At 49.4% G+C, this 25,197-nt stretch carries 15 protein-coding genes and 1 tRNA gene; 9 read left to right on the top strand and 7 right to left on the bottom strand.

Going from position 1 to position 25,197, the window contains the following annotated elements; all coding sequences use genetic code 11:
- The first annotated feature begins 245 nt into the window (after nt 1-245).
- Nucleotides 246-719 carry a Dps family protein gene (locus tag ACJJIJ_RS12125; RefSeq protein ID WP_252082742.1) on the top strand — a complete coding sequence of 158 codons (474 nt, stop codon included), beginning with the start codon at nt 246-248 and terminating at the stop codon, nt 717-719.
- Between the two features lie 38 nt (nt 720-757).
- Here ACJJIJ_RS12125 and ACJJIJ_RS12120 read toward each other — a convergent pair whose 3' ends face one another.
- Complete coding sequence (locus ACJJIJ_RS12120; RefSeq protein WP_252082740.1) at nt 758-1,639, bottom strand: LysR family transcriptional regulator; 882 nt, start codon at nt 1,637-1,639, stop codon at nt 758-760.
- Nucleotides 1,640-1,797: 158 nt separating this feature from the next.
- Here ACJJIJ_RS12120 and ACJJIJ_RS12115 point away from each other — a divergent pair, with 158 nt between their 5' ends.
- From ACJJIJ_RS12115 to ACJJIJ_RS12100, 4 genes are all read left to right on the top strand, one after another.
- Nucleotides 1,798-3,777, top strand: a complete 1,980-nt coding sequence (locus ACJJIJ_RS12115; RefSeq protein WP_444937514.1) for an acetoacetate--CoA ligase — start codon at nt 1,798-1,800, stop codon at nt 3,775-3,777.
- 108 nt (nt 3,778-3,885) lie between these two features.
- Entirely contained in the window at nt 3,886-4,266 is a 381-nt protein-coding gene (locus ACJJIJ_RS12110; protein ID WP_252082736.1) for a hypothetical protein, read from the top strand.
- 166 nt (nt 4,267-4,432) lie between these two features.
- Entirely contained in the window at nt 4,433-6,232 is a 1,800-nt protein-coding gene (locus ACJJIJ_RS12105; RefSeq protein WP_444937513.1) for an autotransporter assembly complex protein TamA, read from the top strand.
- Nucleotides 6,232-10,260: a translocation/assembly module TamB domain-containing protein gene (locus tag ACJJIJ_RS12100; protein WP_444937512.1), complete on the top strand. Its 4,029-nt coding sequence runs from the start codon at nt 6,232-6,234 to the stop codon at nt 10,258-10,260. The genes ACJJIJ_RS12105 and ACJJIJ_RS12100 overlap by 1 nt, the downstream gene beginning before the upstream one ends.
- A 233-nt stretch (nt 10,261-10,493) precedes the next feature.
- On the opposite strand, the gene ACJJIJ_RS12095 is transcribed toward ACJJIJ_RS12100, so the two are convergent.
- The 3 genes from ACJJIJ_RS12095 to ACJJIJ_RS12085 all read right to left on the bottom strand — a co-directional run bounded on the left by ACJJIJ_RS12095 (nt 10,494) and on the right by ACJJIJ_RS12085 (nt 12,990).
- Complete coding sequence (locus ACJJIJ_RS12095; RefSeq protein WP_444937511.1) at nt 10,494-11,096, bottom strand: hypothetical protein; 603 nt, start codon at nt 11,094-11,096, stop codon at nt 10,494-10,496.
- A gap of 351 nt (nt 11,097-11,447) precedes the next feature.
- Nucleotides 11,448-12,026 carry an HD domain-containing protein gene (locus ACJJIJ_RS12090; protein WP_444889713.1) on the bottom strand — a complete coding sequence of 193 codons (579 nt, stop codon included), beginning with the start codon at nt 12,024-12,026 and terminating at the stop codon, nt 11,448-11,450.
- A gap of 106 nt (nt 12,027-12,132) precedes the next feature.
- Nucleotides 12,133-12,990 carry a M90 family metallopeptidase gene (locus ACJJIJ_RS12085; RefSeq protein WP_444923109.1) on the bottom strand — a complete coding sequence of 286 codons (858 nt, stop codon included), beginning with the start codon at nt 12,988-12,990 and terminating at the stop codon, nt 12,133-12,135.
- 747 nt (nt 12,991-13,737) lie between these two features.
- Here ACJJIJ_RS12085 and ACJJIJ_RS12080 point away from each other — a divergent pair.
- A complete protein-coding gene (locus tag ACJJIJ_RS12080; protein WP_444889715.1) occupies nt 13,738-14,502 on the top strand; it encodes a substrate-binding periplasmic protein in 765 nt (254 codons plus the stop codon).
- Nucleotides 14,503-14,698: 196 nt separating this feature from the next.
- Here the strand turns inward: ACJJIJ_RS12080 and ACJJIJ_RS12075 are convergent.
- A tRNA-Arg gene (locus ACJJIJ_RS12075) sits at nt 14,699-14,775 on the bottom strand.
- Nucleotides 14,776-15,143: 368 nt separating this feature from the next.
- Between ACJJIJ_RS12075 and ftsH the strand changes: the two genes are divergently transcribed.
- The 3 genes from ftsH to ACJJIJ_RS12060 all read left to right on the top strand — a co-directional run bounded on the left by ftsH (nt 15,144) and on the right by ACJJIJ_RS12060 (nt 21,400).
- Entirely contained in the window at nt 15,144-17,102 is a 1,959-nt protein-coding gene (gene ftsH / locus ACJJIJ_RS12070; protein WP_444889716.1) for an ATP-dependent zinc metalloprotease FtsH, read from the top strand.
- Nucleotides 17,103-17,888: 786 nt separating this feature from the next.
- Entirely contained in the window at nt 17,889-20,177 is a 2,289-nt protein-coding gene (locus tag ACJJIJ_RS12065; protein ID WP_444937510.1) for a TonB-dependent receptor, read from the top strand.
- Nucleotides 20,178-20,422: 245 nt separating this feature from the next.
- The gene (locus ACJJIJ_RS12060; RefSeq protein ID WP_444937509.1) at nt 20,423-21,400 is read left to right on the top strand and encodes an NAD(P)H-quinone oxidoreductase; all 978 of its coding nucleotides are present in this window, start codon (nt 20,423-20,425) and stop codon (nt 21,398-21,400) included.
- A 25-nt stretch (nt 21,401-21,425) separates the two neighbouring features.
- On the opposite strand, the gene ACJJIJ_RS12055 is transcribed toward ACJJIJ_RS12060, so the two are convergent.
- Together ACJJIJ_RS12055 and xseA are read right to left on the bottom strand one after the other, a co-directional pair.
- The gene (locus ACJJIJ_RS12055) at nt 21,426-23,741 is read right to left on the bottom strand and encodes a transporter substrate-binding domain-containing protein (protein ID WP_444937508.1); all 2,316 of its coding nucleotides are present in this window, start codon (nt 23,739-23,741) and stop codon (nt 21,426-21,428) included.
- Nucleotides 23,742-23,807: 66 nt separating this feature from the next.
- Nucleotides 23,808-25,160 (bottom strand): exodeoxyribonuclease VII large subunit, encoded by a 1,353-nt coding sequence (gene xseA / locus ACJJIJ_RS12050; protein ID WP_444937507.1) that lies wholly within the window; start codon nt 25,158-25,160, stop codon nt 23,808-23,810.
- Nucleotides 25,161-25,197: the final 37 nt, after the last annotated feature.

Genomic DNA, 25,197 nt, shown 5'->3' with positions numbered 1-25,197 from the left:
TTTTGGCGGATTAATTAACTTTTCAGTTTGGACACACAGTTGTTCCAGGGCAGGATACCGCTAGATTCAAGGCATGTTCCGAGTTAGTTGCCAGGATAAATATGTTTGTCTTTTTAGTGTCTTATAAACTTGGCTCGGCTATATAGATAAGCTATCAACCCGATAGCTTGTGGTAAAACCATAAAACTATCAGAATGGCAGTGAAACCATTTCGGTGGCAAAGTCTTGGAAGAAGGATTTGTTTAATGAAAAAAATTGATATTGGTATTAGTGAAAAGGATAGGGAAAAGATTGCTGGCGGCCTCAAGCACTTGCTGGCGGATAGCTACACTCTATACCTGCAAACGCACAACTTCCATTGGAATGTTACCGGGCCATTTTTTCGTGAACTGCACCTGATGTTTGAGGAGCAGTACAACGAACTGGCTACGGCGGTAGATGACATTGCAGAGCGAATTCGCACTTTGGGTGTTTCTGCACCGGGCACCTATCAGGCTTTTGGACAGCTGAGTTCTATTGAAGAAGTTGTAGAAGTTCCCGCAGCAGAAGATATGGTGAAAATTCTCACCAAGGGCCATGAGCAGGTAATAAAAACTTGTCGTGATGTATTAAAGGCCGCGCAAAAGGGCGAGGATGAATCGACTATTGCCCTGGTATCTGATCGTATGCGTGTGCATGAAAAAACTGCCTGGATGCTGCGCGCTACCAGTAGTAAATAGTTACTGGCACTCTGGGTAAATTACTATTCCTGTAGTGACTACTGCCCGGTGAGTAACTCCAGGAAAGCGCTGGCGGGTGCAGAGAGGTTACCGCGGCTTTTAAATAGTGCGCCAACTTCTTGCATTACCGCCGGCGCGGTAAGAGGCAAGCAGATTAAACCGTACTCTCGCATTTGTGCCTCACAAAGGCTTGGTACAGCACTGATTCCCAAGCCCGCTCTGACCAGCTGCCCGATAGTACTGAGCTGATTAGCTTCACAAATATATTGAGCAGCTTGTCCACACTGGTCAAAGGCAGTATCCGTCCAGCGTCGCACTGCCGATCCACGGTTCATCGATATAAAAGGATGAGCGGCCAAGTCGCGCCAGCGTACGGCCTTCTTTTCCGCCAATATGTGGTCTTCGGGCATTATTGCGATAAAACGGTCGTGTTCAATGGGTGCGAACTCCATTCCACCCAGTTCGTCCGGGCGAAAGCTAATGCCCAGCTCCGCGCGTCCCTCCTGTACAGATTCTACAACCCGCTCCATAACCACATCTTCCAGCACAACATTGATTTGTGGATATGTCAGGTGAAAGTTAGCTAATAGAGCGGGTACTCGGTTTAAGGCGAAAGCGGGGATAACTGCCAGTTGCAGTTGTCCACGTTCCAGGCGGAAGCGCTGCTGTATAGCATCCAGTGATTGATCCCAGCTGTTAAGTAGTTGCTCCGCACGAACCAGGAACTCACGCCCTTCTGGGGTCAAGACCAGTTGGCGGCTATCGCGACTAAATAGAGGCCCTCCAGCGGCCTCTTCCAGATTGCGGATAGCCACGGAGAGCGCCGGCTGGGAAGTGTGTAACTGGGCACTGGCCTGCGCCAGACTGTGGCTTCGGGCTACAACAACGAAGGCGCGAAGCTGTTTAATGGTGGCGCTCACTATGGCTCCGGATGCATTCTATGAATGTTAAGTTTTATTTAATAAACCATCGAAAGATTAAAATAGTTTAAAGTTGTCGGGCAAGGCATGATTGCCGCTTTCGCCCTGGCGAAGGTCAAACAATCACCGAGAATAATGAACCTAAAAGGTCTGCTGAGATGAAGGACAACGCACAAGCCCTTTGGCAACCGAGCCCCAAGGCCGTAGCCGCCACCCAGATGGATGAGTTCCGTCGCCTGGTTAATGTGAAACACCAGCTGCAGCTTGAAGACTACAGTGCGCTTTACCAGTGGTCTGTAGAAGAGCGTGAGGTCTTCTGGAGCGACTTATGGGATTTCTGTGAAGTGCGGGCCAGTGCGCGTGGAGAAGAGATCTTGGGCCGCGACAACATGCCGGGTGCTGAGTGGTTCCCCGATGCACGACTCAATTTTGCCGAAAACCTGCTGCGCTACCGCGACGATAAGACGGCTTTGGTTGAGCGCCTGGAGAATGGCAGCCGTCGCCAGCTCAGCTACGCGCAGCTATATGGTCGGGTAGAACGCTTGGCTTCAGCCCTGGCCAATCAGGGCATATCCGAAGGGGATCGTGTAGCTGGCTTTATGCCGAATGTGATGGATACCGTAGTGGCCATGCTGGCAACCACCAGTCTTGGCGCTATATGGACTTCCTGTTCGCCGGATTTTGGTATCAATGGCGTGTTTGATCGTTTCGGCCAGGTAGAACCGAAGGTGCTGATCGCCTGCGAGGGTTACTTCTACAACGGCAAAGTGATCGATTCCCTGCCGCGATTGCGCGAGATAGTGGCCCGTATCGACTCGATCGAGAAACTGGTGGTAGTGCCAGTTGCCCGCTCGCAGGAGAAAGTGGCTCAGGTACTAGCAGCAGAGCCGCTGGATAAAGCGGTGTTGCTACAGGAGTTCGAAGCCACAGCACCTGAGCGCGAGCTTACCTTTGTTCAGACCGCTTTCGATCACCCCCTATACATCATGTACTCCTCAGGAACTACTGGGGTGCCGAAGTGCATTGTGCATGGGGTGGGTGGCACCTTGCTTCAACACCTGAAGGAGCATCGCCTGCATTGCGACTTGCGTCGTGAGGATTCCTTATTCTACTTCACTACTTGCGGCTGGATGATGTGGAACTGGCTGGTAAGTGGCTTGGCTTGTGGTGCAACCCTGGTGTTGTTCGATGGCTCTCCCTTCTATCCAGAGGCTAGGAGCTTGTGGGATATGGCGGATGAGGAGGGTATCAGCGTATTTGGCACCAGTGCCAAGTATATCGCCGCCTTGGAAAAGAGCGGCTGTAAGCCCCGCGAAAGCCACAAATTGGAGAAGCTGCGCGCGGTACTGTCTACAGGCTCGCCACTGGCTCATGAGGGCTTTCTATATGTCTACCGAGATATAAAGGAGGATCTGTGCCTGTCTTCTATTTCTGGAGGCACGGATATTATTTCCTGCTTTGCCTTGGGTAACCCTGCGTTGCCAGTTTATGCGGGAGAACTTCAGTGTCGAGGATTGGGCATGGCTGTGGAAGTCTGGAATGACGATGGCAAGCCGGTAACTTCAGAGAAGGGGGAGCTCGTGTGTGCCAAATCTTTCCCTTGTATGCCGATCGGTTTCTGGAATGATCCCAATGGGGCGAAATATAACAGCGCCTACTTCGAAAATTGGCCGGGAGTTTGGGCACACGGCGACTATGCAGAAATTACTACCCATGGAGGAGTGATTATTTACGGTCGTTCCGATGCGGTACTGAATCCCGGTGGCGTGCGTATTGGTACTGCCGAGATCTATCGCCAGGTAGAGAAAGTTGAGGAGGTGCTTGATAGCATCTGTATCGGTCAGCAGTGGCAAGACGATGTGCGGGTTGTACTGTTTGTGGTGTTGCGCGAGGGCGTAGAGCTGAATGATGATCTGGTGCAGAGAATCCGCTCTACCATTCGCGCTAATACGACCCCGCGCCACGTACCCGCCAAGGTGATTCAGGTGGCCGATGTTCCGCGTACTATTAGTGGAAAAATTGTTGAGTTGGCGGTTCGCAATGTCGTGCACGGTAAGGCGGTTAAGAATAAAGAAGCCCTCGCCAACCCAGAGGCTCTGGCACTCTATGAAAATTTGCCAGCCTTGGCGGAAGACTAAAGAGATTAAGGGGGGAGGGTGCGTAGACGGACGTCATTTTGTTTGACTCGGTTCTGCGCTACCCTTGCCCTGTAGTAATACCAATAAATTCAAGGCAGAAGAGCAAGTATGGTTACCTATCTCTACTGGGCAGCGGTTATCGCTCTGGTTATTCTCTCCCTCTTTGCTGGCAGCCGCATGGGCAGCTTGAAAATTGGCGCCATTGTGGCTGCAGTTTTCTTCTTTGCAGGCTGGCTGGCTTATTACTTCCACTATGAACAGGTCTTTGTAAAACGCTTCGGTGGTGTGATGCGTATTTCTGTACCTGACGGTTACCGGCATATTGGCGCCACCTGGAAAGAGGATAACCTCTGGATCGAGAACTACGACCCCAAAACCAATCAATGTATTTTTACTGAATACTCCAAGGGCAATATTCTCGAGGGGCGGGTGATTATCAAAGACTGTAATCCGTTACTTGGCAGCCCGAGCACTAGCAGCCAGCCATAAACCATTTGCTTTCTCTCCGCCGGCGATTAAAACGGGACTATTAGCTATATCGTCTCTCGTCGGCAAACTCTACCCGGGCAATATCTGTACCGGGTCATTATCAGGTGTGAAGGGATGGATACCCGGGAGTATACGGACTAGCCGCCGTAGTCAACGGATTAATATTTTGCGAGTTCTCTTTGCCTTCCTGCTTGTCGGTTTTGTATTACTGCCCTTCCAGCAGGCTGTAGCCATTCCTTTTTTTTCCAAACTTCCAGCTTTTTCACTGTATGTGCAGGGCGACCCGCAATTGCAGGAAAAATTGACTAAAGAGCTCAATGAGTTGCGTAAGAATAGTAGCGCCCTTGAGAGTTATGAAAACCTGCGGGATATCGCTCATTATGAGCGTGGAAATCTGGAAAAATTACTGCGCGCTGAGGGGTATTACGATGCTACTGTACGGGAATCGGTGCAGGGTAGTGAAATTATTTACCAAGTATTTCCCGGTCCTCAGTATTTGATTAAGAGCCTGGATATTGAAATGCCCGCGAATCTGCGGGCGGGCTTTCCCGGCTTGCCTATTTCTATCGGCGATCCATTACAGGCAGATGAGGTACTCGAAGGTGTGCAAACCATCACCAGATACCTTAATGAAAATGCCTGTCTGCTCAATGTCGATGTTACCTATCAAGCTACAGTGATTCACCAGGAGGCAGCTGCACGTTTGGTGTACCGTGTGGCACCCAGTCCAGAGGTGTTGGTGGGTGAGGTAGAAATCCTTGGTGCCACTTCTGTTGAAGATGACTATTTGCGCAGTAAGTTGAATATTAGCCCTGGAGATTGTTTCAGCCGCAGTAAGCTGGATGCGGCTCAATTGCGTTTATTGCGCACTAATTTAATTTCCAATGTAACTCACCAGATATCAGAGCCCTATAACGGGTTGGTTGATGTCATCTTTATTGTGCAGGAGCGCAACCACCGCACTATTACTTTGGGGGTGGGGTACACCTCTGATGAGGGTCCCGGTGTATCTGCCAGCTGGGAACATCGCAATATTTTTCACCGTGGCGAAAAGCTGGAAGTGGAGAGTAAAGTGAATAAGGTCAAGCAAACTCTGGAGAGTAAGTTGACCATACCGCGTTTTTTTAGGGATAAACAGCGCTTTACTGCGAGTGTGGCCTTAACCGGTGAGGATGTAGACTCCTACAGTTCCAAGGCCTTGACCCTTAAGGGGCTGGTATCGCGCAAGCTGAGTAAGCACCGTACCATCAGTGGCGGGGCTGAACTGAAGTTCAGCCGTGTGGATGAAAAAGTAGATGGTGCTGTGGAGGATGGGGACCCGGATGAGAATTATCATTTATTGGCGTTCCCGTTGGGATTTAAGTTAAACACAACAGATAAGCCCCTGGATGCCCGTCGTGGCGCTACCACAGCACTGGAGATTAAGCCCTATGTGGATCTTAAAAATAACAGTACTTCTTTTGTCAAAAATATCCTGCAGTTGACCGCTTATAAAACGGTGCAATCGGCGCGCTACGAACCAACTTTAGCATTGCGTATCAAGGCCGGCGCCATTACTGGCGCACCCAATTTGGAACTGCCGGCGGATGAACGCTTTTATGCAGGTGGGGGTGGTTCAGTACGAGGCTATGGGTACCAGGAGTTGGGTCCTCGTATTGTTGAAATTAATGAGGACGGCCAGGAATCCCTGTCTGATGCGATCGGTGGGCGCGGCCTCAGCGAAATATCAATCGAAGGGCGTTTCCGCTTTAGTAAAACTTGGGGCGGAGTCCTGTTTCTCGATGGAGGAAATGCCTATGAGAATCCACGCCCTAACTTCTCTAACCTCTTCTGGGGGGCGGGATTTGGTGTTCGCTACAATACCTCCTTCGCTCCTATCCGCTTTGACTTAGCCTTTCCTCTGGATAGGCGCGACGGAGTAGATGATCACTACCAGGTCTATGTCAGCCTGGGGCAGGCATTTTGATGTCCAGATGGAGTGTATTGGCTCTGGGCTTTGCTGGCGCACTGCTAGGTTTTTTGCGAAGCTTTTTGCGGGGGTTGTGGCGTTCCCTCGGAGCCGGGGGCTACCTGATCACGGGTCTGTTGCTATTTATTCTGCTTTCATTAATTTACTTTCTAGGCACAGAGCAGGGGCGGGTTAATTTGACCCGCACGGCTTTTTACGGTGCAGAACAGGTAATCGACGGCCTTACGATTGAAGCTGAAGGGATTGGCAGCGAGCGCCTCGGGGCCTGGTTTTTCGAACGTCTTCGGGTCGATTTTGAGAGCAATACCCTGGCAGAGGGAAGCCAGCTGGAGTTTCAGCTACAGAGTTTTTCCAGTAATCCGGTCAATATTGAGCGTATCGCTGCCAAAGATTTTCTGCTGAATCTCGATGTGCTGGATGAATTACTTAAATCCTTGACTGAAGCTGAACAAGAAACTGCACAAGTAGTAGAGGATGAGACGGACACAGTAAAAACTTCCAGCTGGGAAGCCCTGTTGCCGAGTTTTCGCTTAGGAGAGTTAAAGCTTGAGCGATTGCAGTTAATTAGCAGCAAAGTCAGCGATATTCCAGCGCTCTCTGTATCCGCTAATAGCCTGTATCGCTGGGAGGGGCAGCCCACTCAGTTGCAGCTGGAAGTTCGCGAGTTAAAAGGTGGTGATCTGCAGTTTATTGCCGAGGGGCGGGAGCAGCAGCCGGGGCGGTTTGTTCTGGACTTTTCGGCCAGTGAAACAGCTCAGGGCTTTGTGGGTCGCCAGCTACACCTGCCGAAAGGGCAGGCGTTGGATGCACGTGGCAAAATTGCTCTGCGCCGTCGCGATGAGCAGGTACAGATCGATATAGAGTCTATTTCCATTCCACTTTCCCAGCATCAATTGGCATTGACCGGTAGCTTGCTAATTGACCTTTTTCCCTGGCGCATTCACTCCGAAGGTATTTGGTTGCAGGTGGATGGGCGGCGCAGCACTGTTTCAGGCAGTATTGGTGCAAATGAGATCAGTGCTGAGCTTCACCTCAACCGCCTGCCAATTACCCTCTCCCGCCCTTGGCAAGATCTATTACACAGCGGCTGGTTTAGTGCTGATTTAACCCTATCCGGTACACTGCCACTACCCAGTATCTCTGGTCAGATTGAGCTGAATAGTCACTATCGGGAGCAGCCACTGAGTCTGCTGGGTGAGGTGAATACTGATCAGGGGGTTATTCTGTTGGAGTCCCTTCGACTGGCGTTTGCCGGTGCGCAAATTCGTACGGCGGGCGCTATTGATACCGACAACAAGTCCCTGGACATCAATGTAGCGGCGCAAGAGCTGGGGGTTGAAGAGATTCGTCGATTGCTATCTGCTTTACCGCAAACAGAAGCACTAAAAATCCCCGATGACTTCTCTGGGACTCTGCATCAACTTCAGCTACAGATAAAAGGGCCCTGGGATAAACCGGTTTTTGATGGGGATGTGAGTGCTGTTACCGCTTACCGAGGCCTACAAAATGAGTTGACGGGCAAGGTGAAGGGTAATTTACAGGGGCTGACAATTACTGATCTGAGCTTGGTGGGGGAAAAGCTGAATGTATTCGGTGGCGGCTCGGTGGATATCGAGGCAAAAACACTGAATTTGCAGCTGCATTTGGATATTCGCAACCTCAGCCCTTACGAAGATCTCGGATTTGTCTCTGCACAGGGGGTTAGCCTGGGTTTAAAGGGGCTGCTGGGTGTCGAGGGCCCTTGGTCTAATCCCTACTTGAATGCCAGCCTGGAATCCGATGGTCTGGTTCAAGAATACCGCTATAACCTGAAAGGTGATGCCAGCGGAAACCTGGAAAAAATTGACCTGCAAGGCTTGCGACTGGAACTCTTTGCCAACGGCACCATGAACTACTTTGGTTCACGACAGTTTCAGGGCCCGCAATCGCCAGTGATTATCCCCGGTATCGCCAAGGGCGCGGTACAGCCTGAGCAGAGCGCGAGTCGCCTGACAGCCCTGGCCGAGGAAGCACAGCGTCTGGGGAAGCAGGGCGTCGTATTGGTGGAGGCGCAGGGAGTAATTGAGCCTAAACGGGACCAGCTCCAGGTGGGAGTGAATGTGCGTAACTTACCCTTGAGCTTGGTGGAAGTGTTTGGAGCAGTATTGCCCAGTACTATGGAGGGTGAGCTGAGCCTGGATGGAGAAATTAGTGGATCGCTTACTAACCCGGAGGTAAGGGCCAGTGTGCTGGCGCAGGGTGGTTACCGCTATGAGCCCTGGGTGCTGCAGGGCGCTCTGGATTATGCCGATAAGAGTTTGATTGTTGAAGGACTGGAGTTTTTGTGGGCGGGACGCAACCAATTGTCGGTCCATGGCAGCCTCAATGAACAACGTCTGGACCTGCAAGTTTTAGGTAGGGCTTCCCTGGAGGATCTCTCCCGTGAGGTAGCTTTTAATATCCCCGATCAAGGGGATATCTCCCTGCATGCGAGTATTACCGGTAGCCCACGTCAGCCACAGTTTGAGGGCGATCTGCGTCTCAGCGGCTATATGCCAGGCAGGGAAAAAGGGCGGGTTCAGGTACAGCCGCTCTCTATGGCCCTGGAGTGGTATACCGAGGGCGGTGAGTTGCAAGTGTCTCTGGTAGCTGATCATGGCAATCGACGCGCAGTAGATAGCAGCGCAAGTCTGCTTATTACACCCATAATGGAGCGATTGTTCGCAGATAACCCATCTGGACCAATAAGTGATGTTCCCCTGCAGTTGGTCAGTGATGGTACTGCAGACTTGTCTGTGGTTGCGGAGTTTATGGACCCGAGGGTGAATGTTATGCGGGGCCTGTTGAGTTTCTCTGCTGATGGTGCAGGCACGCTTGGCGAGCCCCGGCTCAATGGTGCGATAGAACTCAGCGGGGCCAGCTATGAGCACCGGCCCAGTCACACGCGCATTGCCGATATCGATTTTTATATGCGCCTTACACCAGAGGAATGGCGTATTGAGCGTGGCAGTGCCACTGTTGTGGATGGCGGTACGATTAACCTGGGAGGAGCGGTGTTCTTCCCTGAGCAGTCGCCACTACAGATGAGCCTCAATTTAAACCTGAATAGAGCACACTTGTTAAATACTCCGGGGGTGCGCGGTGCCATCTCGGGAGAGGCAATTCTGTCCGGCTCCAGCCAGGATGCGGAAATTACTGGGCGCTTTACTTTACGTCCATTAGCGGTACAGATTGAACAATGGATCGGTAGCAGTGTTCCGGAAATCCAGGTGGTAGAAGTCCAGGTGGATGGCCCACAAGTGGAGCGCGCTCCACCGCTACTCAGTAAGATTAGCCTGGGAGTGGAAATGGTTTTAGACCAGCAATCTTATGTGCGTGGTCTGGGGCTCAACTCCCAGCTGCGTGGTCAGGTGGATATTCGTGGAACTGCGGCTAAACCCGAGGCTTCAGGAAAGCTGACCATTGTGAGAGGTAGCTTTGATTTACTAGGTAAGAAATTTAATTTACAGGAAGGGGAGATACGCTTTGAAAATAACGAAGTGGCTGTATTTGTCGAAGGCGTTTACAAATATAGCGACGGTGAAATCACAGCAAATATTTCTGGTTCTGCAACAGATATGGATATTACTTTCAGCTCTGATCCCTCAGCTTCCCAGGATGAAATCTTAGCTCAGCTGCTGTTTGGTAAGTCCTTGTCAGATATTTCTCCGTTGCAGGCGGTACGTTTAGTGAGTGTGGTTCGCAGCTTGCAAACCGGACGCGCTGTGTTAGACCCGGTAGCCAAAACCCGGGAATTGTTGCGGCTGGATACTCTGAATATTGAGCAAGAGGAGGGTGATGAGGGGGATGAGTATGCTCTGAGCCTGGGAAAATATATTACCAACCGTATCTATGTAGAGTTGCAACGTAGTACTGATCCCCTAAGCCCCTGGCAGGCAGAAATGCAGATAGAGATAGGCGAAGACCTTAATCTGGAGTTTAAAACAGCGGACGAGGGCGATAGTGGCTCCGGAAGTGTGGAATTGCAGTGGAAGAAGGATTATTAATTTGCAATTATTAAAAGTTATCAATAAGAATGAAAAGGCTTGCTTTCGACTTGGCAGCTGATAACTCGCTTTATTTAATTCATTTCGTTAAAAGAACTTTTGGCTGGATCATAGATTTATTCAATTATTTAATCAGTTTTTTGAGATTTTGATATTCTCAAAGACTATATATAAGTAAATGGCTGAATTACTCTCTTTTTTTTGGAAAATGGTAAGAGTGTTCAGAATTTTGCCTACTCTTTAGATGACCTCAAGTGTTTAGTGATTAGCATATTTGTAACCTCTAAAGTGCAGCCCTCTTTTGGTGGGTGATCAACTCCCCAGTTGTCAATAACGATCATCATCGACTCATCAAAAATAGTTGGGCCTTTCTCACGGTAAGCATGCCAGAGTTGATTAGTGTTTTCACACTTTGTCGCCGAAGGGGCACACACTCGAATGTCCCATTGATAAGTGCCGCTTTTGGGTCCTGAGAGAACTTGGCTGGAAGTAAAAGTGATATGCTGGCTAGTGCCACTATCGACCCTGATGGCGCCATGTTGGTTAATCCACTCTGCCTGCTTGGGATGGCCTCCCCAATTGGAGGCTAGGTCACCGGGGCCATTGAGGCCCATTGTTTCTACAAAGTCCACTTCTCGTTCCCCGCCGCTCCAACATCCCCCAGATTCTCCACACCAGGGGAACATGTAAACAGCAATCCACTCGGTTGGGTTACATTTGCCCGCAGGAATAGAGATCTTGAAATCTATCGCAGCAATTTCCTCCATCTGTAGGTTTTTATTGCCACATTGGACAGCTGTGGTATAGGCACAAGCCCCTTTGCTATTGCGCCGCATTATGATCGTTGCCGATCCGTCGATACTACTGGGTTGGAAGTCAATTTGGGTGCACCTATTGTATTGAGCAACCTTATCATCCTGATGGTTAAATAAGGGTTGGCACTTAATAGGCGAATTGGCTGATGCGGTGTGAAGCAAAAAAAGAATAAAGGCTCCGAGGATTGGCAGGGCTACTTTTGGCACGATTTATATTCCAGAAGGAGTTGGAAACTATTCAGATATTGGTAGCAATCAAGGGAAGCTATACAAGAATGGTATTGATTGTAGAACAGACTAAGGTGGTTGAGCATTATCCTGTGGGAAGTTCATGGCTCAAATTTATATGCTTGATTCTATTCAAGTAAGCCCTTACTTGAGGATGCCATCTTTGATTGCTCCCTCTAGCATGCTGCTAATCTCAGACCAAAGTTCTTCACTACCCTTTCCAATACGTGCGTTTAAAGAAAATATTTGATCCTTGGTGATGCCGTATTGTTTCCAACTGTGTCCCTCACCATAAATGTTATGTAGTAGGGGAGGGATTCGGTCAATGGCCTTGGCAAATCGGGCGTCAGCCGTTTCTCCAGACTCGAATTCCTCCCATAATTTCATCAATTCTATATTCATACTTCCAGGTAATAATGATAATAATCGTTCTAACCCTTTCTTTTCTTTAGTCTTTACCTCGTTTGTTTCACTTGAGTAGATTATGGTATCCCCTGCATCAATTTCCCCAAGATCATGTATTAGTAGCATTTTTAAAACCCGGTTTATATTAATTGGGTCATTTGAATAATCCTTCAAAATTAGCGCGCATAGACAGACATGCCAGCTGTGCTCTGCGGAGTTTTCGAAGCGATTCAATCCCACTGGTTTTGTTTTCCGTTGAACGTCTTTGAGCTTCTCTATTTCGATAATAAAGCTAAGCGCTTTCTCAATTGCTTCCATTGATACTTCCTGGTATTAGTTTTCTGGAATTATGTTCGATATCATTTTTCTTTTATAAGCTGCCATTAGCTTATTGTATTTCTATGTTGATTTTAAAGAGAAAGAGTTATAGCCCTGGAGAACTATCTGCTTTTCCTCCGACCAGTGTTGCTGGGTCCAGTCGATAGAAGCGGCTCAGTTCCCTGTAGAGCTCTGGATGTAGGGAGCGCATAGCAATGGGGATGGTGTAAAAGCTCTCAGTGGCTACAGCAAAAAATTCAGCGGGCGATTGGGCTCCATATAAATCCAGCACGGAAGGGCTGTCACCGGGGAGCTGGCCAAATTCAGCTTTTTGGCGCAAGCGATGGAATTCCTGGCTCATTACTGCAGCCCAGTTGTCGCCATCGTTGGACTTCTCAAAGAGTGGGCGGCCATCAAAGTAGCCATCTTCCTCATCTACTTTATGGGCAAATTCATGTAGAGCGACATTGTGTCCTCGCTGAGGGAACTCTAAATCTTCCTCCAAATCACCCCAGGAGAGTACTACGGGGCCGCGATAGTGTGCCTCGCCTTCCCGTGCGCTGTGCTTGTGGGTCTCTATATAACCCTCTCGGTGAGTTTCCTGGGCAACGTAAGTGTCCGGATAGAGTAGTAAGGTGTAGAGGTTGGGGTAACACTCGTTTTTACGACCTAGCAGTAGAAGGCATGCATGGGCGGCGATCGTGACTTTCATTTTTTCATTCACTTGTAAGCCTTCGCAGCCGACAAATTCTTTGTCATGAAGAAAAAGTGCGATATTCCCACGTAGTTCTTTCTGCTGGCCACTATTTAGATCGTGATATAGAGGAAGCGCTTCCTTGAGAAGCTGTAACTGCTCCTGAGTCAGTACTTGTGCACGTCGATAGTTGATGCGCCAGCGGCGATAAAGAATCGGTATTAACCAAATTGCCAGGGCGAGCAGGATAATTGCAATAAAAGCGCTCATAGATTATGTGCCTGCTGTTTGGCTGAATTATTCTCGTCTATTGAAAAAGTTTCACAGGTCGTACCTTGGTGGTACTTTATTTGTTTCTGCCGTTTATTGAATATCCAAATAGAGGGTAGCTTGCAGAACTGATAGGGGTTTTCCTGCTGATCGTTGTGTGCGGTCCGAAAAAGACGTAACCGAAATGGTTCAGAGAGTGTTATGTATTTATGATCTTGACTGTGAGCTATCCACTTGCTGTTTTTCTCCATCTGCACCATTGAGGCTATCGAGTTAACATTAAAGCTGCGACCAGGCTTTCTTACTTCTCGAAACTCAGTGCTCAATAGTGAGTCTAGGATTGTCAGATTATTGCGATTATCTGTATTGTGTAGAGTTCTTTTATATTTAGTGAGTTGTTTCTGAATCGATACCATACTGGCTGGCCTTTGCTTCAGTCTCTTTGGAATTCTAGCGGGGTGTATAAACCTGGTTGAGCAAAATACAAGTTTGACTTTGCAGTTCTCAGGAAAAAGATTGATGTTGAGAGTTTTCCAATAGGGGTCTATAGCCATACCGCTTTACTATTTTCTGAGTTGGGGGGATTACGTGCCGTTTTCAAGTTCTTTGGCTAGAAAATATGTCTGGCATAGGGGGTGGCTGAGTATAAGTCTGTTTCTATGGTGGAAAGATGCGACTTGATAAATAGCTATTCGGTGTCAACACTTAGGGCGTCTGGGTGATTTTTCTGTCGCTTTGGAGATGGTTATGCGTATGCGCTCCGTTGTTGTTTTTCTCGGGTTGATGTTCGGTGTTCTTGTTCAGGCGGTTGCCCAATCGGGCGGCACACCCTTAAAGGTGGCAATAGCTGGCGATGCTCCCCCCTATGTGATCAACAATGCTACCAGTGGCCTGGAGGTCGATATTGTACGGGAAGCGCTGCCTGGGTATTCGGTGCAGTTTGAACAGATGGGTTTTGCAGAGACAGCCCCAGCACTTGAGCAGGGTAAAGTACAGGCAGCTGTTAATGTGATGAAGAAAGATGATGGTCTTTTTTACTCTAATAACATGATCAGTTTTGCCAATTACGCGATTACCAAAGCTACCGATAAAATGAAAATTGATAGCATTGCTGATTTGGCCGGTAAGAAGGTGATTACTTGGCAGGGAGGGCCTATGGATTTAGGGCCGGAATTTGAAAAGATGTATGGACCCAATGGTACGCAGCGCCAGAATATTATTCAGGCTCCAACAGCCCCCGATCTTGTCGCTCAATTTTGGAAAATGAAAGACGTGGTGGCGGTTGTAGATATGGAGCTGTTTAAGCATTTGAGTAATAAAATGGGACATAAAATGGATCAGGTTAATCTTTTCCCGATCTTCGTTCCAATGACCGATTTCCGTGTAGGGTTCCGTGATCAGAAGGTGCGCGATGATTTCAATAGTGGGCTTGCCAAGCTGTGCAGCAGTGGCCGCTATCAGGAGTTGTTGAAGAAATATGATGTTGTACAGAAGGAGAACATCTGCAAGTAAGCAGGTGTGAGAATCTCCGTATTGTACGGCGAGTGAAGAGGCCTCGGTTGTTATCAAGGCCTTTTCAATTTTTCAGGGACTAACCAAGCTTGGCTATCTTGCCAGCTAACTTAGCTGAAGGTTGTTAGCTATAAGGTAGGTAAAAAGTCAGAAAAATAAAAAGGGCCTGTAACTTGCGTTACAGGCCCTTTTTGTATGGCGCGCTCGGGAGGATTCGAACCTCCGACCGCCTGGTTCGTAGCCAGGTACTCTATCCAGCTGAGCTACGAGCGCGTTATGGGTGCGAACTATAGTCAGTTGATTTGCTTAAGTCAACTGCTTTTAAGGAAAATCCTTTAAAAATCCGCAACTTATCGAACTTTTTCGTCCCTTGGCGCAGGGCCAGAGAGTTCGATAGGGCGCGAATTTTGCCGCGTGGAACGAGAGTTTGCAAGTTCTTTTTAACAATAGTTGCCACAGGCCTTTAGGTGGGGTTGATTGGGACCGCAGAGCGTCGCCCTCATTCGTTAGCCCGAGGCTTTATGAGCCTATACATATGCCGGCTCTGCATAGTTGGCGGAGAACTATACTGATTGTTCCAGCATAAAGGGATTGCGCTTCAATTTGTGGATAGTAGGCTCCCCCAATATCAGTGAGATCTTATGGCAATGGCGGATGACGATGAGAAGGGGAAGAAGTTACCTGCCGAGGAACCAGGTTCCCCTCTCTCTGGCCAGTCTCAGCAGAGCCCACTTGGTTGGCTGCAGTATGTCGTACTCCTTTTCCTGGTGATCCTCACTCTTCAATACTGTTCGAATGGGCAGTTTGGTTCAGAAAGAGAGGTTTTATCTTACAGTGACTTTAAGAGTGCGCTAAGCAAGGGGGAAATTGCCAGTGTACTTTTTGAAGGACAACGTATCACCGGAGTCTTCAAACAAGTAGCCAGTAAGCAGCCCGAGGGAAAGAGTGAGACTAAAGATAAAGCCCAGAAGCCAGAAGAAAAACGCTTTGAGACGACCATACCCCCGGTGCAGGACCCAGAGTTAATGCCCTTACTGGAAAAGCAGCAGGTAATAATTGAAGCGGAATCATCCCAGGGCGGATTTTGGCAAAGGATGGCGATCTTGCTGTTGCCGTGGGTTTTGATAATTGCCTTGCTGGTTTGGTTGGGGCGCCGGATGCAGGCCCGAATGGGCGCCATGACCCCAGGCAATCCATTCAGTTTTGCCCGGTCACCGGCCAAACGCTATGAACGCAGTGAATCCGAAGTGACTTTTGCTGATGTGGCTGGCCTTGCCAATGCCAAGAGGGACTTGCAAGAAATAGCCGGCTACCTAAAAGACCCTGAACACTACCGTAAACTCGGGGCAAAGATTCCTCGCGGTATTCTGCTGATGGGCCCCCCAGGTACAGGCAAAACATTGATGGCCAAGGCTTTGGCAGGAGAGAGTGATGCTCCCTTCTTCAGTATCAGTGGTTCGGAGTTTATAGAGATGTTTGTCGGTGTCGGGGCATCGCGGGTGCGGGATATGTTTGCTGAAGCCAAGAAAGAGGCTCCAGCGATCATTTTTATCGATGAAATTGATTCAGTAGGGCGGGCGCGGGGCACGGGTCTGGGAGGGGGACACGATGAGCGTGAGCAAACCCTGAATCAGATTCTCGGCGAGATGGACGGCTTTGATCCCCAGGAGGCGGTGGTTGTGATAGCGGCAACCAACCGTCCCGATGTGTTGGATGCGGCACTGCTTCGCCCTGGACGCTTTGATCGCAAAATCACCCTGGATTTACCGGATAGGCCTGCTCGAAGGGACATCCTAAGTATTCACACTAAGAATGTCCCACTACATGGGGAAGTCGATCTGGAGCGCTTGGCTGCCTTAACGGCGGGTTTCGCCGGGGCGGACTTGGAAAACCTGATTAATGAAGCCGCGTTGTTGGCGGGCAGGCAAAATAGGACAGCCGTGGATATGGATTGTCTGCTACAGGCCAGGGACAAAGTAGTACTTGGTGGCGAGCGGGAAGTGATAATGGGTGAGGAAGATCGAAAGACGGTTGCCTATCACGAGGCTGGCCACGCCCTCACTGCGATGCTACTACCCCATGCCGATCCGTTGGAGAAAGCCACTATTATTCCCAGGGGACACAGCCTCGGGGCAACAGAACAGATTCCACTAGAAAATCACCACAACATGAAAGTGAGCTACCTGCGTGATCGCATCGGTGTGATGTTGGGGGGTAGGGTGGCTGAGCAGGTCGTGTTTAATGAAGTCAGCAGTGGGGCAGAGTCCGATTTGAAGCAGGCCACCCGCTTGGCCCAGCATATGGTAACGCACTGGGGTATGAGTCAGAAACTTGGACCCGTGGCCTTTCGCCGAGGGGAGGAGCATATCTTTCTTGGTAAGGAAATGGCGCAGCAAAAAGATTTCAGTGAGCATACTTCTGAGATTATTGATGACGAAGTCATCGCCCTGGTCAGCGCAATAGAGGCGGAAGTCCAGAATCTTCTACAGGGCCATCGCAAGGAACTCGATGCCCTGGCACAAGCGCTACTAGAAAAAGAAACCCTCGATGCTTCTGAGATGCATCAAGTAATCACACTTGGGGGCAAAGCAGACTCTTGATCTGCAAGCGGTTAAGGGATCGGATGCATCCTAGCGCTGAATTTGCAGTTGACGAATTGATAAGGAATTGCTCGGCCAGCTTACCGGTGAGTCGTTTGCTATGTACTAATAAGGTGAAAATAATTTGTTACTTCTGGCAATAAAGTGGCTGGACTTAATGGTCAAATCTATTTTTTTATCAAGTGGAGAAATTTGTAATTAGTGTCACACCTTTTTAACAGAATATTCATAAGTACCATTTCTCAGTATCCACACCCAGAAAAATCTAGTCTATTAACCGAGTAATTTTGCTGACTGCTAGGTCTTTTATGTTGAAGATAACGAAGTTTGAGCCTGTATTTCGCCGTTACTGCATTTTTTAAATTCATCAAGCTAGATTTAACTCACGTCTTGGCTGCTCTTAACAAAAATAAATTTTGATTCCTTACTTTTTAAAGGGAATATTGGGTGTGGGCGAGTAAAAAGTTCGCACTCAAATAGTGCATGTTTAGTTCTATTTTTTTAGTCAGGATTTAGTTTTTCCTCTTCCAACGAACTTTCCAGACTAATTGAGTTATTTTTATCGTTATCCGCGATAAATAGACTTCCACCGGGCGTGGCTAGCCTGTAATCTGTTTGAGTCACAGAAAACATGCGAATTCTGTGCCTCTTTATCAGCGCGGTCTTGGATCGGAATCCCGCAAAGTCGGAACCTCCACAGAGAGAGTAGAGCGGCGGGATAAGGCAGTACCGATTGCGATAAGTCCGTTGTTGTAGATAAAAACAATAAAACAATGGAGAGAAAACATGGGAAGTCCGTCAAAACTTAAGCAGCACTCCGCTCTGCTTTCCGCCTGTTCTGTAGCGACTCTTTGGTTGGCCAGTGGTGCGATCCCCAGCTTTGCCGCTGAGGGTTCGGTAGGTACTCTAATGGAGGAGGTGCAAGTCACCGCCCGCAAACGTGCCGATGCAGAAATCCTGCAGGAGGTTCCCGTAGCGGCCACCGCCTATTCTGGCGATCAGTTAGAGGCTCTGCACACCAAGGATCTGCAAAGCCTTTCCTTCAAAATGCCCAATGTTCAATTGGAAGATGTGGGCACGGTAAAAAATACCGCAAACTTCACGGTACGCGGCCTGGGTATCAATAGTTCTATTCCCTCTATTGATCCTACCGTCGGTGTGTTTGTGGACGGTATGTATCTGGGTGTGAACGCCGGTGTGGTGACCGACCTGTTCGACCTGGAAGGTGTTGAAGTCTTGCGGGGTCCACAGGGCCTGCTATTTGGCCGCAATGTAACTGGTGGTGCAGTGGTCATAAAGACTGCCCGCCCCACGGATGAATTTTCTACACGCTTTAAAATATCCACCACTGACAATCTCGATACTGTCGCAGCCGGCTCCATTAACGGCGCCATTTCCGATACGGTCAACGGCCGTTTAACGGTTTATTACAACGATGACCGCGGATGGTTCGAAAACGTTGCCACTAACAACGACAATGCCGGTGCTTCCGACAGCTGGTTTATTCGGCCAAGCTTTAGTATCCAGCTGAGCGATACAGCGGAGCTATTGGTGCGTATGGAGCACGGCCGCATGGATTCTGATGGTGTGGTGGCTCAGAACCGCGGTTATGAATCGACTTATGTTCAGACTAGGGAAGGTTTGCAATTTGCTCCAAGTGCCCCACTGATTGCTGCGTCAATTGGCATTGATGATTGGGATAACGGCAGAGATTCTTTTGAGGTGGCACAAAATGAGGAAGGCTACCAGAAAGATGAGTGGAGCCAGATTATTACCGAGTTCAATAAAGATGTTGCCTTTGGTGATGGCACCATCACCAATATTCTCGCCTGGAGGGAATATGAGGCTCACGGGCTGGGTGATATCGACTCTCTACCGGTTACGCTGTTCCATGCTGATTCCAGTGTGGATCAGAGCCAGCTTAGTAATGAGCTGCGCTACTCTGGGCGTTTTGGTCGCACTGCTCTGACTACTGGTGTTTACTGGTTTAGCCAGGATGTCACCTACTTGGAGAATCGTCTTTTAAGTTTCGGGACAATTGACTGGACGGGAGGCGGTGAACAGGATCACAGCACTTATGGCGTATTTGCCCAGGCGGATATTGACTTAAATGAAGCTTGGGTTTTGACCTTGGGGGGGCGCTACTCCAGTGAGAAAAAAGATGCCAAGATAGCCTCTATTCCCCTGAATCTCTGCTCTTTAGACGGCTGTGCAGGCTACGACTATAAAGATAGCGAGAGTTGGAATGCCTTTACGCCCAAGGTGGGCCTGCAGTGGTCCGTCTCCGATGATACTCAGTTGTATACCTTCTGGACCAAGGGCTTCCGCAGCGGCGGTTACAATTTCCGCAATGCAGGAATTAATCCTTTAACTGAAAGGCCCTATTCTCCACAGGTTACCGATCAAGAGGAGCAGAGCAGCTTCGAGATTGGCGCCAAAGTGGATTGGCTGGATGGGCGTCTACGCACCAATATGGCGGTATTCCACAATACTATCGATGATATGCAACGTGAGGAAAACCTTCCTGATGCGGTAACAGGGGTTGCACAAATCATCCGCAATACTGCCGATGCCACCATCCGCGGGGCCGAGTTGGAGGCTATGGCGGCCCTTAGTGAAAATCTGCTGTTTACCTTTAATGTTGGCTATGTTGACGGTGACTACGATAAGGTGCTGGGTGATCTAAATGGCGATGGACTTGTAGATAGTACCGATCTCGGTCTTGAGATTCCGCGTCTGGCCCCCTGGACCTACGGCATGGGCTTTATCCACGACTTGCAGTTAGGCGCCTTCGGCACCCTAACTTCTCGTGTGAATTTTAATCATAGAGATGAAGCTCCTTACACCGATGACAATCGCGGCATGTTGTCAGAAGTGGATATGCTGGATTTCAGCATCGGCTATACACCGGATAATGGAAGCTATACGGTTTCGTTGTTCGGCAAGAATATGCTGGATGAAATGGCGGAGGGTAACAATACCCAGTTACCTCCTGTTATGGGAGGAATTGGCGCCAGTTTCACACCACTGAATAAAGGCCGTGTAATGGGAGTGGAGTTCTTATACGAGCTTTAAATCGTAACTCACTTTTGGAATTAATTGAGATATTGGTTCTCAGTTAATGCATTTCTTGGCCGGGCCACTTGCTTACAGGATCTTTCGGTGATTTGTGCAAGTGTTCCCGGCCACATTGCTTTTACCCTCCTGTAATTCCCTCCTATTAGCGGTACAGTAGTGCTCAATATCTCTCTGATGGTTTCAGGGTTTGTCGCCATCACTGAATAGTGTCGTGAAGAATTTAAAGGATAAAGGAGCGAATAATGCGTGCTGTTGATCTACCGGAATATGGAGGCCCCGAGGTCATGCAGTTGGCGGACTTGCCCAGACCGGAGGTCGCCCCAGGTGAAGTGTTGGTTGAGGTAGCTGCCGCTGGTGTCAATCGTCCCGATATCGTTCAGCGCAATGGTCATTACCCACCGCCTCCAGGTGCCTCCCCTATTCTTGGGCTTGAAGTTTCCGGTCGGGTGGCCGCTGTGGGTGAAGGCGTTGAACGCTGGCAAGTTGACGATAGGATCTGTGCCCTAACTAATGGTGGCGGATATGCGGATTTTGTGGCGGTTCCAGAAGGGCAGTGCCTACCAATACCCGGTTCTTTATCTATGGTGGAGGCTGCGACATTACCGGAGACTTTCTTCACGGTTTGGGCCAATGTATTTGATCGGGCTCGTTTGAAAAGTGGAGAGATTTTCTTAGTACATGGCGGTAGCTCGGGTATTGGCACTACCGCTATTCAGTTGGCACACCAGCTGGGGGCCAGGGTTTTCGTCACAGCTGGTTCCGCAGAAAAATGTGCGGCTTGTGTGCAACTCGGCGCCGAGCGAGCAATAAATTACCGGGAAGAAGATTTTGTACAGGCAGTAAAAGAAGCTACTTCAGGACATGGAGCGGATGTGATTCTGGATATGGTGGGTGGTAGCTATATTGATCGTAATATTCAAGTGGCTGCGAATGATGGCCGTATCGTGAATATCGCCTATCTGCAGGGAGCCAGAGTCGAAGTGAATATGTTACCGGTGATGTTAAAGCGGCTTTCCCTTACCGGATCGACCTTAAGGCCAAGATCCACACAGGTTAAGGCCAGTATTGCACACTCTTTGGAATCACAAGTTTGGCCATTAATAAAAACTGGTAAAATCCACCCTCAGATTGCTGCACGTTTCCCTTTGGAGGAGGTTGCCGAAGCACATCGGCTTCTTGAGTCTGGCAAGATCGTTGGGAAAATTGTGCTCACCTTGTGATCTTTGGAGAATCTACGTTGGTAGCCTACGGAGCGGAGTAATTGGGTATCTGCTGGATAACCCCCTCTGGGGTGTGGAGTGGTGAGCAATAGCTGATACCCGGTGCTTTCTGTAGGGGCACAGCTACACTGGCATCGTCGCTCATCATTTCTACATAGGCCTTGTAGAGATTGCTGATGTTACGCACATATTGCACGGGCTCCGATCCCCGTACATAGCCATAACGCGCACGCTTAAAATACTGGGGCTGGGCCAGCTTTAACATCGCTACTTCTACATTGTCGAACCAGACGTTGGGGTCTAGGCCCAACTGTTTGGCGAGGCGCTGTGCATCGAGAAGGTGGCCATAACCAGCGTTGTATGAGGCTAGAGTGAACCAGAGCTTGTTTACCGTGGGCAGGGAGGGGTTAAACCGGTCTCTGACCCAGTCCATATATTTTACACCGGCTTTAATGGCGCGCTCAGGTTCAAACAGCGGGGGTGGAAAGCCCATTTCCTCTGCGGTTGCCGGCATTACCTGCATCAAACCTTGCGCACCAACCGGTGAAACCGCTTTCGGATTGAAATTACTTTCCTGCCACATTTGTGCAACGATCATGCGCCAGTCAAAATCATATTTATAAGCCGATTCTTTTACCAGGTCATCATAAGGGGAGAGGTTTTCCCCTGGTATTATTCGGGTGCTAACCCTCTGCATAAAGCGTTTGTTGGGCTCAAAGTAGGCCGCATACTGTTTTTTATACTTCGCAGTTTTTCTATAGCCCTCGATAAATTTATTGAGGTTCTTCAGTAGATGCCAGTTCTGGCGTAGAACCAGCCAGCCTTGGGGCTGGGGGTCTCCGAGTAACGTACCTAGTACCAAATTGGGCTGTACTGAAGCCTCAATTTTTGCGCGCCCAGAATTTGAAATGGTGGCATCGATTAGACCGTCCGAGATCAAAGAGAAAATTTGTGATTGGGACATATCCGGCGGTGCAACCTGAACTTCTACGTCAATACCTGCGTCTCGCAGAGTTTTAGCTGTGTCAATAAAAGAAGAGTAGGCACGTAGAGTGAGTTTTCGGCCGCTCAAGTCCTGAATTTTTTCGATTGGGGGTTTATTTTTGCTACTTATGATTTGCTCTGCCGACTCTACATAGGGCTTGGTGAATACCATCCCTTGTGGCTCATAGGATGGGGTGATATTGAGTTCCGATCCGGCAAAATCCCCGCGTCCGGCCCTGAGCCAGTCCGCTAAGCTCTCTTCATACGGCACCACAATAATTTGTAACTGCAGTTTGTGTTTGTCTGCGAAGGCTTTTGCCAACTCATAGTCAAACCCCATTAACAGACCTTTCCAAATAAAGTAGGTCGTGGGGCCGTTATAAGTAAGCAAGCGAATAACGCCAGATTTTTTAATGCCCTTCCAGTCGGTGATGCGCTCTTCCTGGGCTTTCACCAGATTGCGAGTAATAAAGTTATCCACGGTGGAGTTGAGTCGCTTAGTGTCTTTGCGCATTCCCCAGGCGATATTCTGCATCTCGCTAACATAAGCCCCTAGGCGTAAGTCGTCCCTATAGTTGCGTAAATCCTCCGCAGAAAAGTTTTCGAGAATCGCGACCCGATTATTTTTCATATTGAGCATATCAATCAAACCATCGCGATTACCGTGAATAACAAATTCACGCACAGAAAGTTTTGCATCAGGATATTTGGCAATTAATTGCTGCGCAGCTTCTATATTGGCAGAGCCCTGCGGAACAATTAATTCAACATCGTTAAGTTTGCTCGGGTCGCTAATATCTGGTCCGGAAGGGCCTGTAACTAGCTGCAGGCGGGATTGACGCATGGGGACGCTGAAATCAATGATTTTCTTGCGCGCATCGGTCACTGTTAGGTTATAGGCAATGACATCAGCTTCACCGGCAATTAGCATTTCTACTGCTTTGTCGGGGGTTGGGGCCTTAATCCACTTGGCCTCCAGCTTTAATTGGTCGGCGAGTTTATTTCCCAGCTCGAAGTGACGTAGGCTGACTACTCCGTCTCTAGGTAATAGGTTTTCCGCTGCTCCGGTCAAGTTCACGAAGCGGATGGTGCCGTGTTTTTTTATTTCCCTGAGGTCCCCGGTTTCAATGTAATTGACCTGTTGTTCTTTTGCAGGAATAACAGTAGGACTTTTTTTCTCCCCGGTTGGGGTATTTGCCTGAGGGCTACTTTCTGAAGGGGCCGTAGGTTGTAAAGTACCTGACTTCTCTGAATCTTCGGGTACTTTGGGGGAGCATCCGGCAAGTGCGAGAATTAGTATAAAAAAGTATAAAAAAATCCAGCAATAGGGGCTGATAGCTTTATAACGACACCTCATAGATAGCTCCAAAAGCTCTCTATGTGTGGATTATAGTGTCGTGCCTCTTCAGCCCATTTTCTGGTTTTAGTGACTGATGTTCTCTACCTTGGCGGAAAAGTGACCCCGGGCCAATTGAACTTCAATTTCCTGGTTTATTTCGAGCGTGTGGCTGTCTTTTAGAGGTTTACCTTGGGAATCCTTGGCAATAGCATAGCCGCGCTGTAAAACAGCCAGTGGGCTCACATTGTGAAGTAACTGTGCTTGGTGGTTGAGCCTGTCCGCTTTTTGCTGCAAAAGGCGCTCAGCCGCGCGTTGCAAAGTGCTTTGCGCAAATTTCAGCTGTTCTCCTTTTTTCTGTAATTGCCTCTGGGGTTGGTAGTGGGTAAAGGCCCGCTGAGCTGCTGCCAATTGGTTGCGGCGCTGCTGAATTTGCTGCTGGCCTGCGGCCAATAGGCGCATCTCCAGGTGGTCCAGGCGTTGCGAGCGGTTTTGCAGTTGTTCGCGAGGGTGGCGTAAACGATTACGGCTCAACATAATTTTCTGCTGTAAGTGGCGAACCTGCTGCTGTATGGCCCTATATAATCGAAGCCTGCTATTTTCCAGCTGTTGATATAACTCAGCGGCATTTGCACTGGCAATTTCCGCTGCTGCTGAGGGGGTGGGTGCGCGTAGATCGGCAGCCAGATCGGAAACGGTCGTGTCTGTTTCGTGGCCTACCGCAGAAATTGTGGGAATGGGGCAGGTGGCCAAGGCTCGCGCAACAACCTCCTCATTGAAAGGCCAGAGATCCTCCAAAGAGCCGCCGCCACGCCCCACGATAAGTAGGTCGTGGCGACCGCTGCGGCCAGCTTTTTCAATAGCGCCGGCGATTTGTTGCGCCGCTCCCTGGCCTTGTACAGCCACTGGCCAGAGTTCAATTCGCGCTCCAGGGTGGCGTCGACCCAATACATGGATCATATCGCGAATCGCGGCACCAGTCGGGGAAGTGATAATGCCAATATTGGTGGGCAAATAGGGCAGGGCGCGTTTTCGGGCGCTGTCGAATAGCCCTTCGGCCTGTAATTTGGCTTTGAGTTGTTCCAGTTGGCGCATCAGGGCACCGAAGCCGGCTTCCTCCATATGTTCCACGATCAACTGGAATTCACCGCGGCCCTCATAGAGGCTAACCCGTGCGCGGATCAGCACTTCTCGGCCGTTTTGTGGGCGAAAAGCCACACTGCGGTTGCGCCCGCGAAACATGGCACAGCGCACCTGAGCGCGGGCATCTTTCAAACTAAAATACCAGTGGCCGGAGCTGGGCACAGTAAAATTGGAGATTTCCCCGCTGATCCACAGTAGTGGAATGCTGCCCTCCAGCAGCTGTTTCACCTCCCGGTTCAAATCGCTTACCGACAGGACACTGCGTTTGCTGTTGGGAGTTGCTGGGCTGGATTGCATCTGTGCCTCTCAAGTGAAAACTGGCGGAGCAATATTG

Source organism: Microbulbifer mixtoriginis (SeqCode) (assembly GCF_052467945.1).
The sequence above is the reverse complement of the archived record's forward strand: the minus strand, read 5'-3'. Positions and strand labels throughout refer to the sequence as shown.

What these genes read in the sequence shown, in the direction of transcription:
- ACJJIJ_RS12060 (WP_444937509.1), top strand. Translation starts at nt 20,423, where the DNA reads ATGCGTGCTGTTGATCTACCGGAATATGGAGGCCCCGAGGTCATGCAG.
- ACJJIJ_RS12065 (WP_444937510.1), top strand. Translation starts at nt 17,889, where the DNA reads ATGGGAAGTCCGTCAAAACTTAAGCAGCACTCCGCTCTGCTTTCCGCC.
- ACJJIJ_RS12110 (WP_252082736.1), top strand. Translation starts at nt 3,886, where the DNA reads ATGGTTACCTATCTCTACTGGGCAGCGGTTATCGCTCTGGTTATTCTC.
- xseA (WP_444937507.1), bottom strand. Translation starts at nt 25,160, where the DNA reads ATGCAATCCAGCCCAGCAACTCCCAACAGCAAACGCAGTGTCCTGTCG.
- ftsH (WP_444889716.1), top strand. Translation starts at nt 15,144, where the DNA reads ATGGCAATGGCGGATGACGATGAGAAGGGGAAGAAGTTACCTGCCGAG.
- ACJJIJ_RS12085 (WP_444923109.1), bottom strand. Translation starts at nt 12,990, where the DNA reads ATGAGCGCTTTTATTGCAATTATCCTGCTCGCCCTGGCAATTTGGTTA.
- ACJJIJ_RS12055 (WP_444937508.1), bottom strand. Translation starts at nt 23,741, where the DNA reads ATGAGGTGTCGTTATAAAGCTATCAGCCCCTATTGCTGGATTTTTTTA.
- ACJJIJ_RS12090 (WP_444889713.1), bottom strand. Translation starts at nt 12,026, where the DNA reads ATGGAAGCAATTGAGAAAGCGCTTAGCTTTATTATCGAAATAGAGAAG.
- ACJJIJ_RS12095 (WP_444937511.1), bottom strand. Translation starts at nt 11,096, where the DNA reads ATGCGGCGCAATAGCAAAGGGGCTTGTGCCTATACCACAGCTGTCCAA.
- ACJJIJ_RS12125 (WP_252082742.1), top strand. Translation starts at nt 246, where the DNA reads ATGAAAAAAATTGATATTGGTATTAGTGAAAAGGATAGGGAAAAGATT.
- ACJJIJ_RS12080 (WP_444889715.1), top strand. Translation starts at nt 13,738, where the DNA reads ATGCGTATGCGCTCCGTTGTTGTTTTTCTCGGGTTGATGTTCGGTGTT.
- ACJJIJ_RS12115 (WP_444937514.1), top strand. Translation starts at nt 1,798, where the DNA reads ATGAAGGACAACGCACAAGCCCTTTGGCAACCGAGCCCCAAGGCCGTA.
- ACJJIJ_RS12100 (WP_444937512.1), top strand. Translation starts at nt 6,232, where the DNA reads ATGTCCAGATGGAGTGTATTGGCTCTGGGCTTTGCTGGCGCACTGCTA.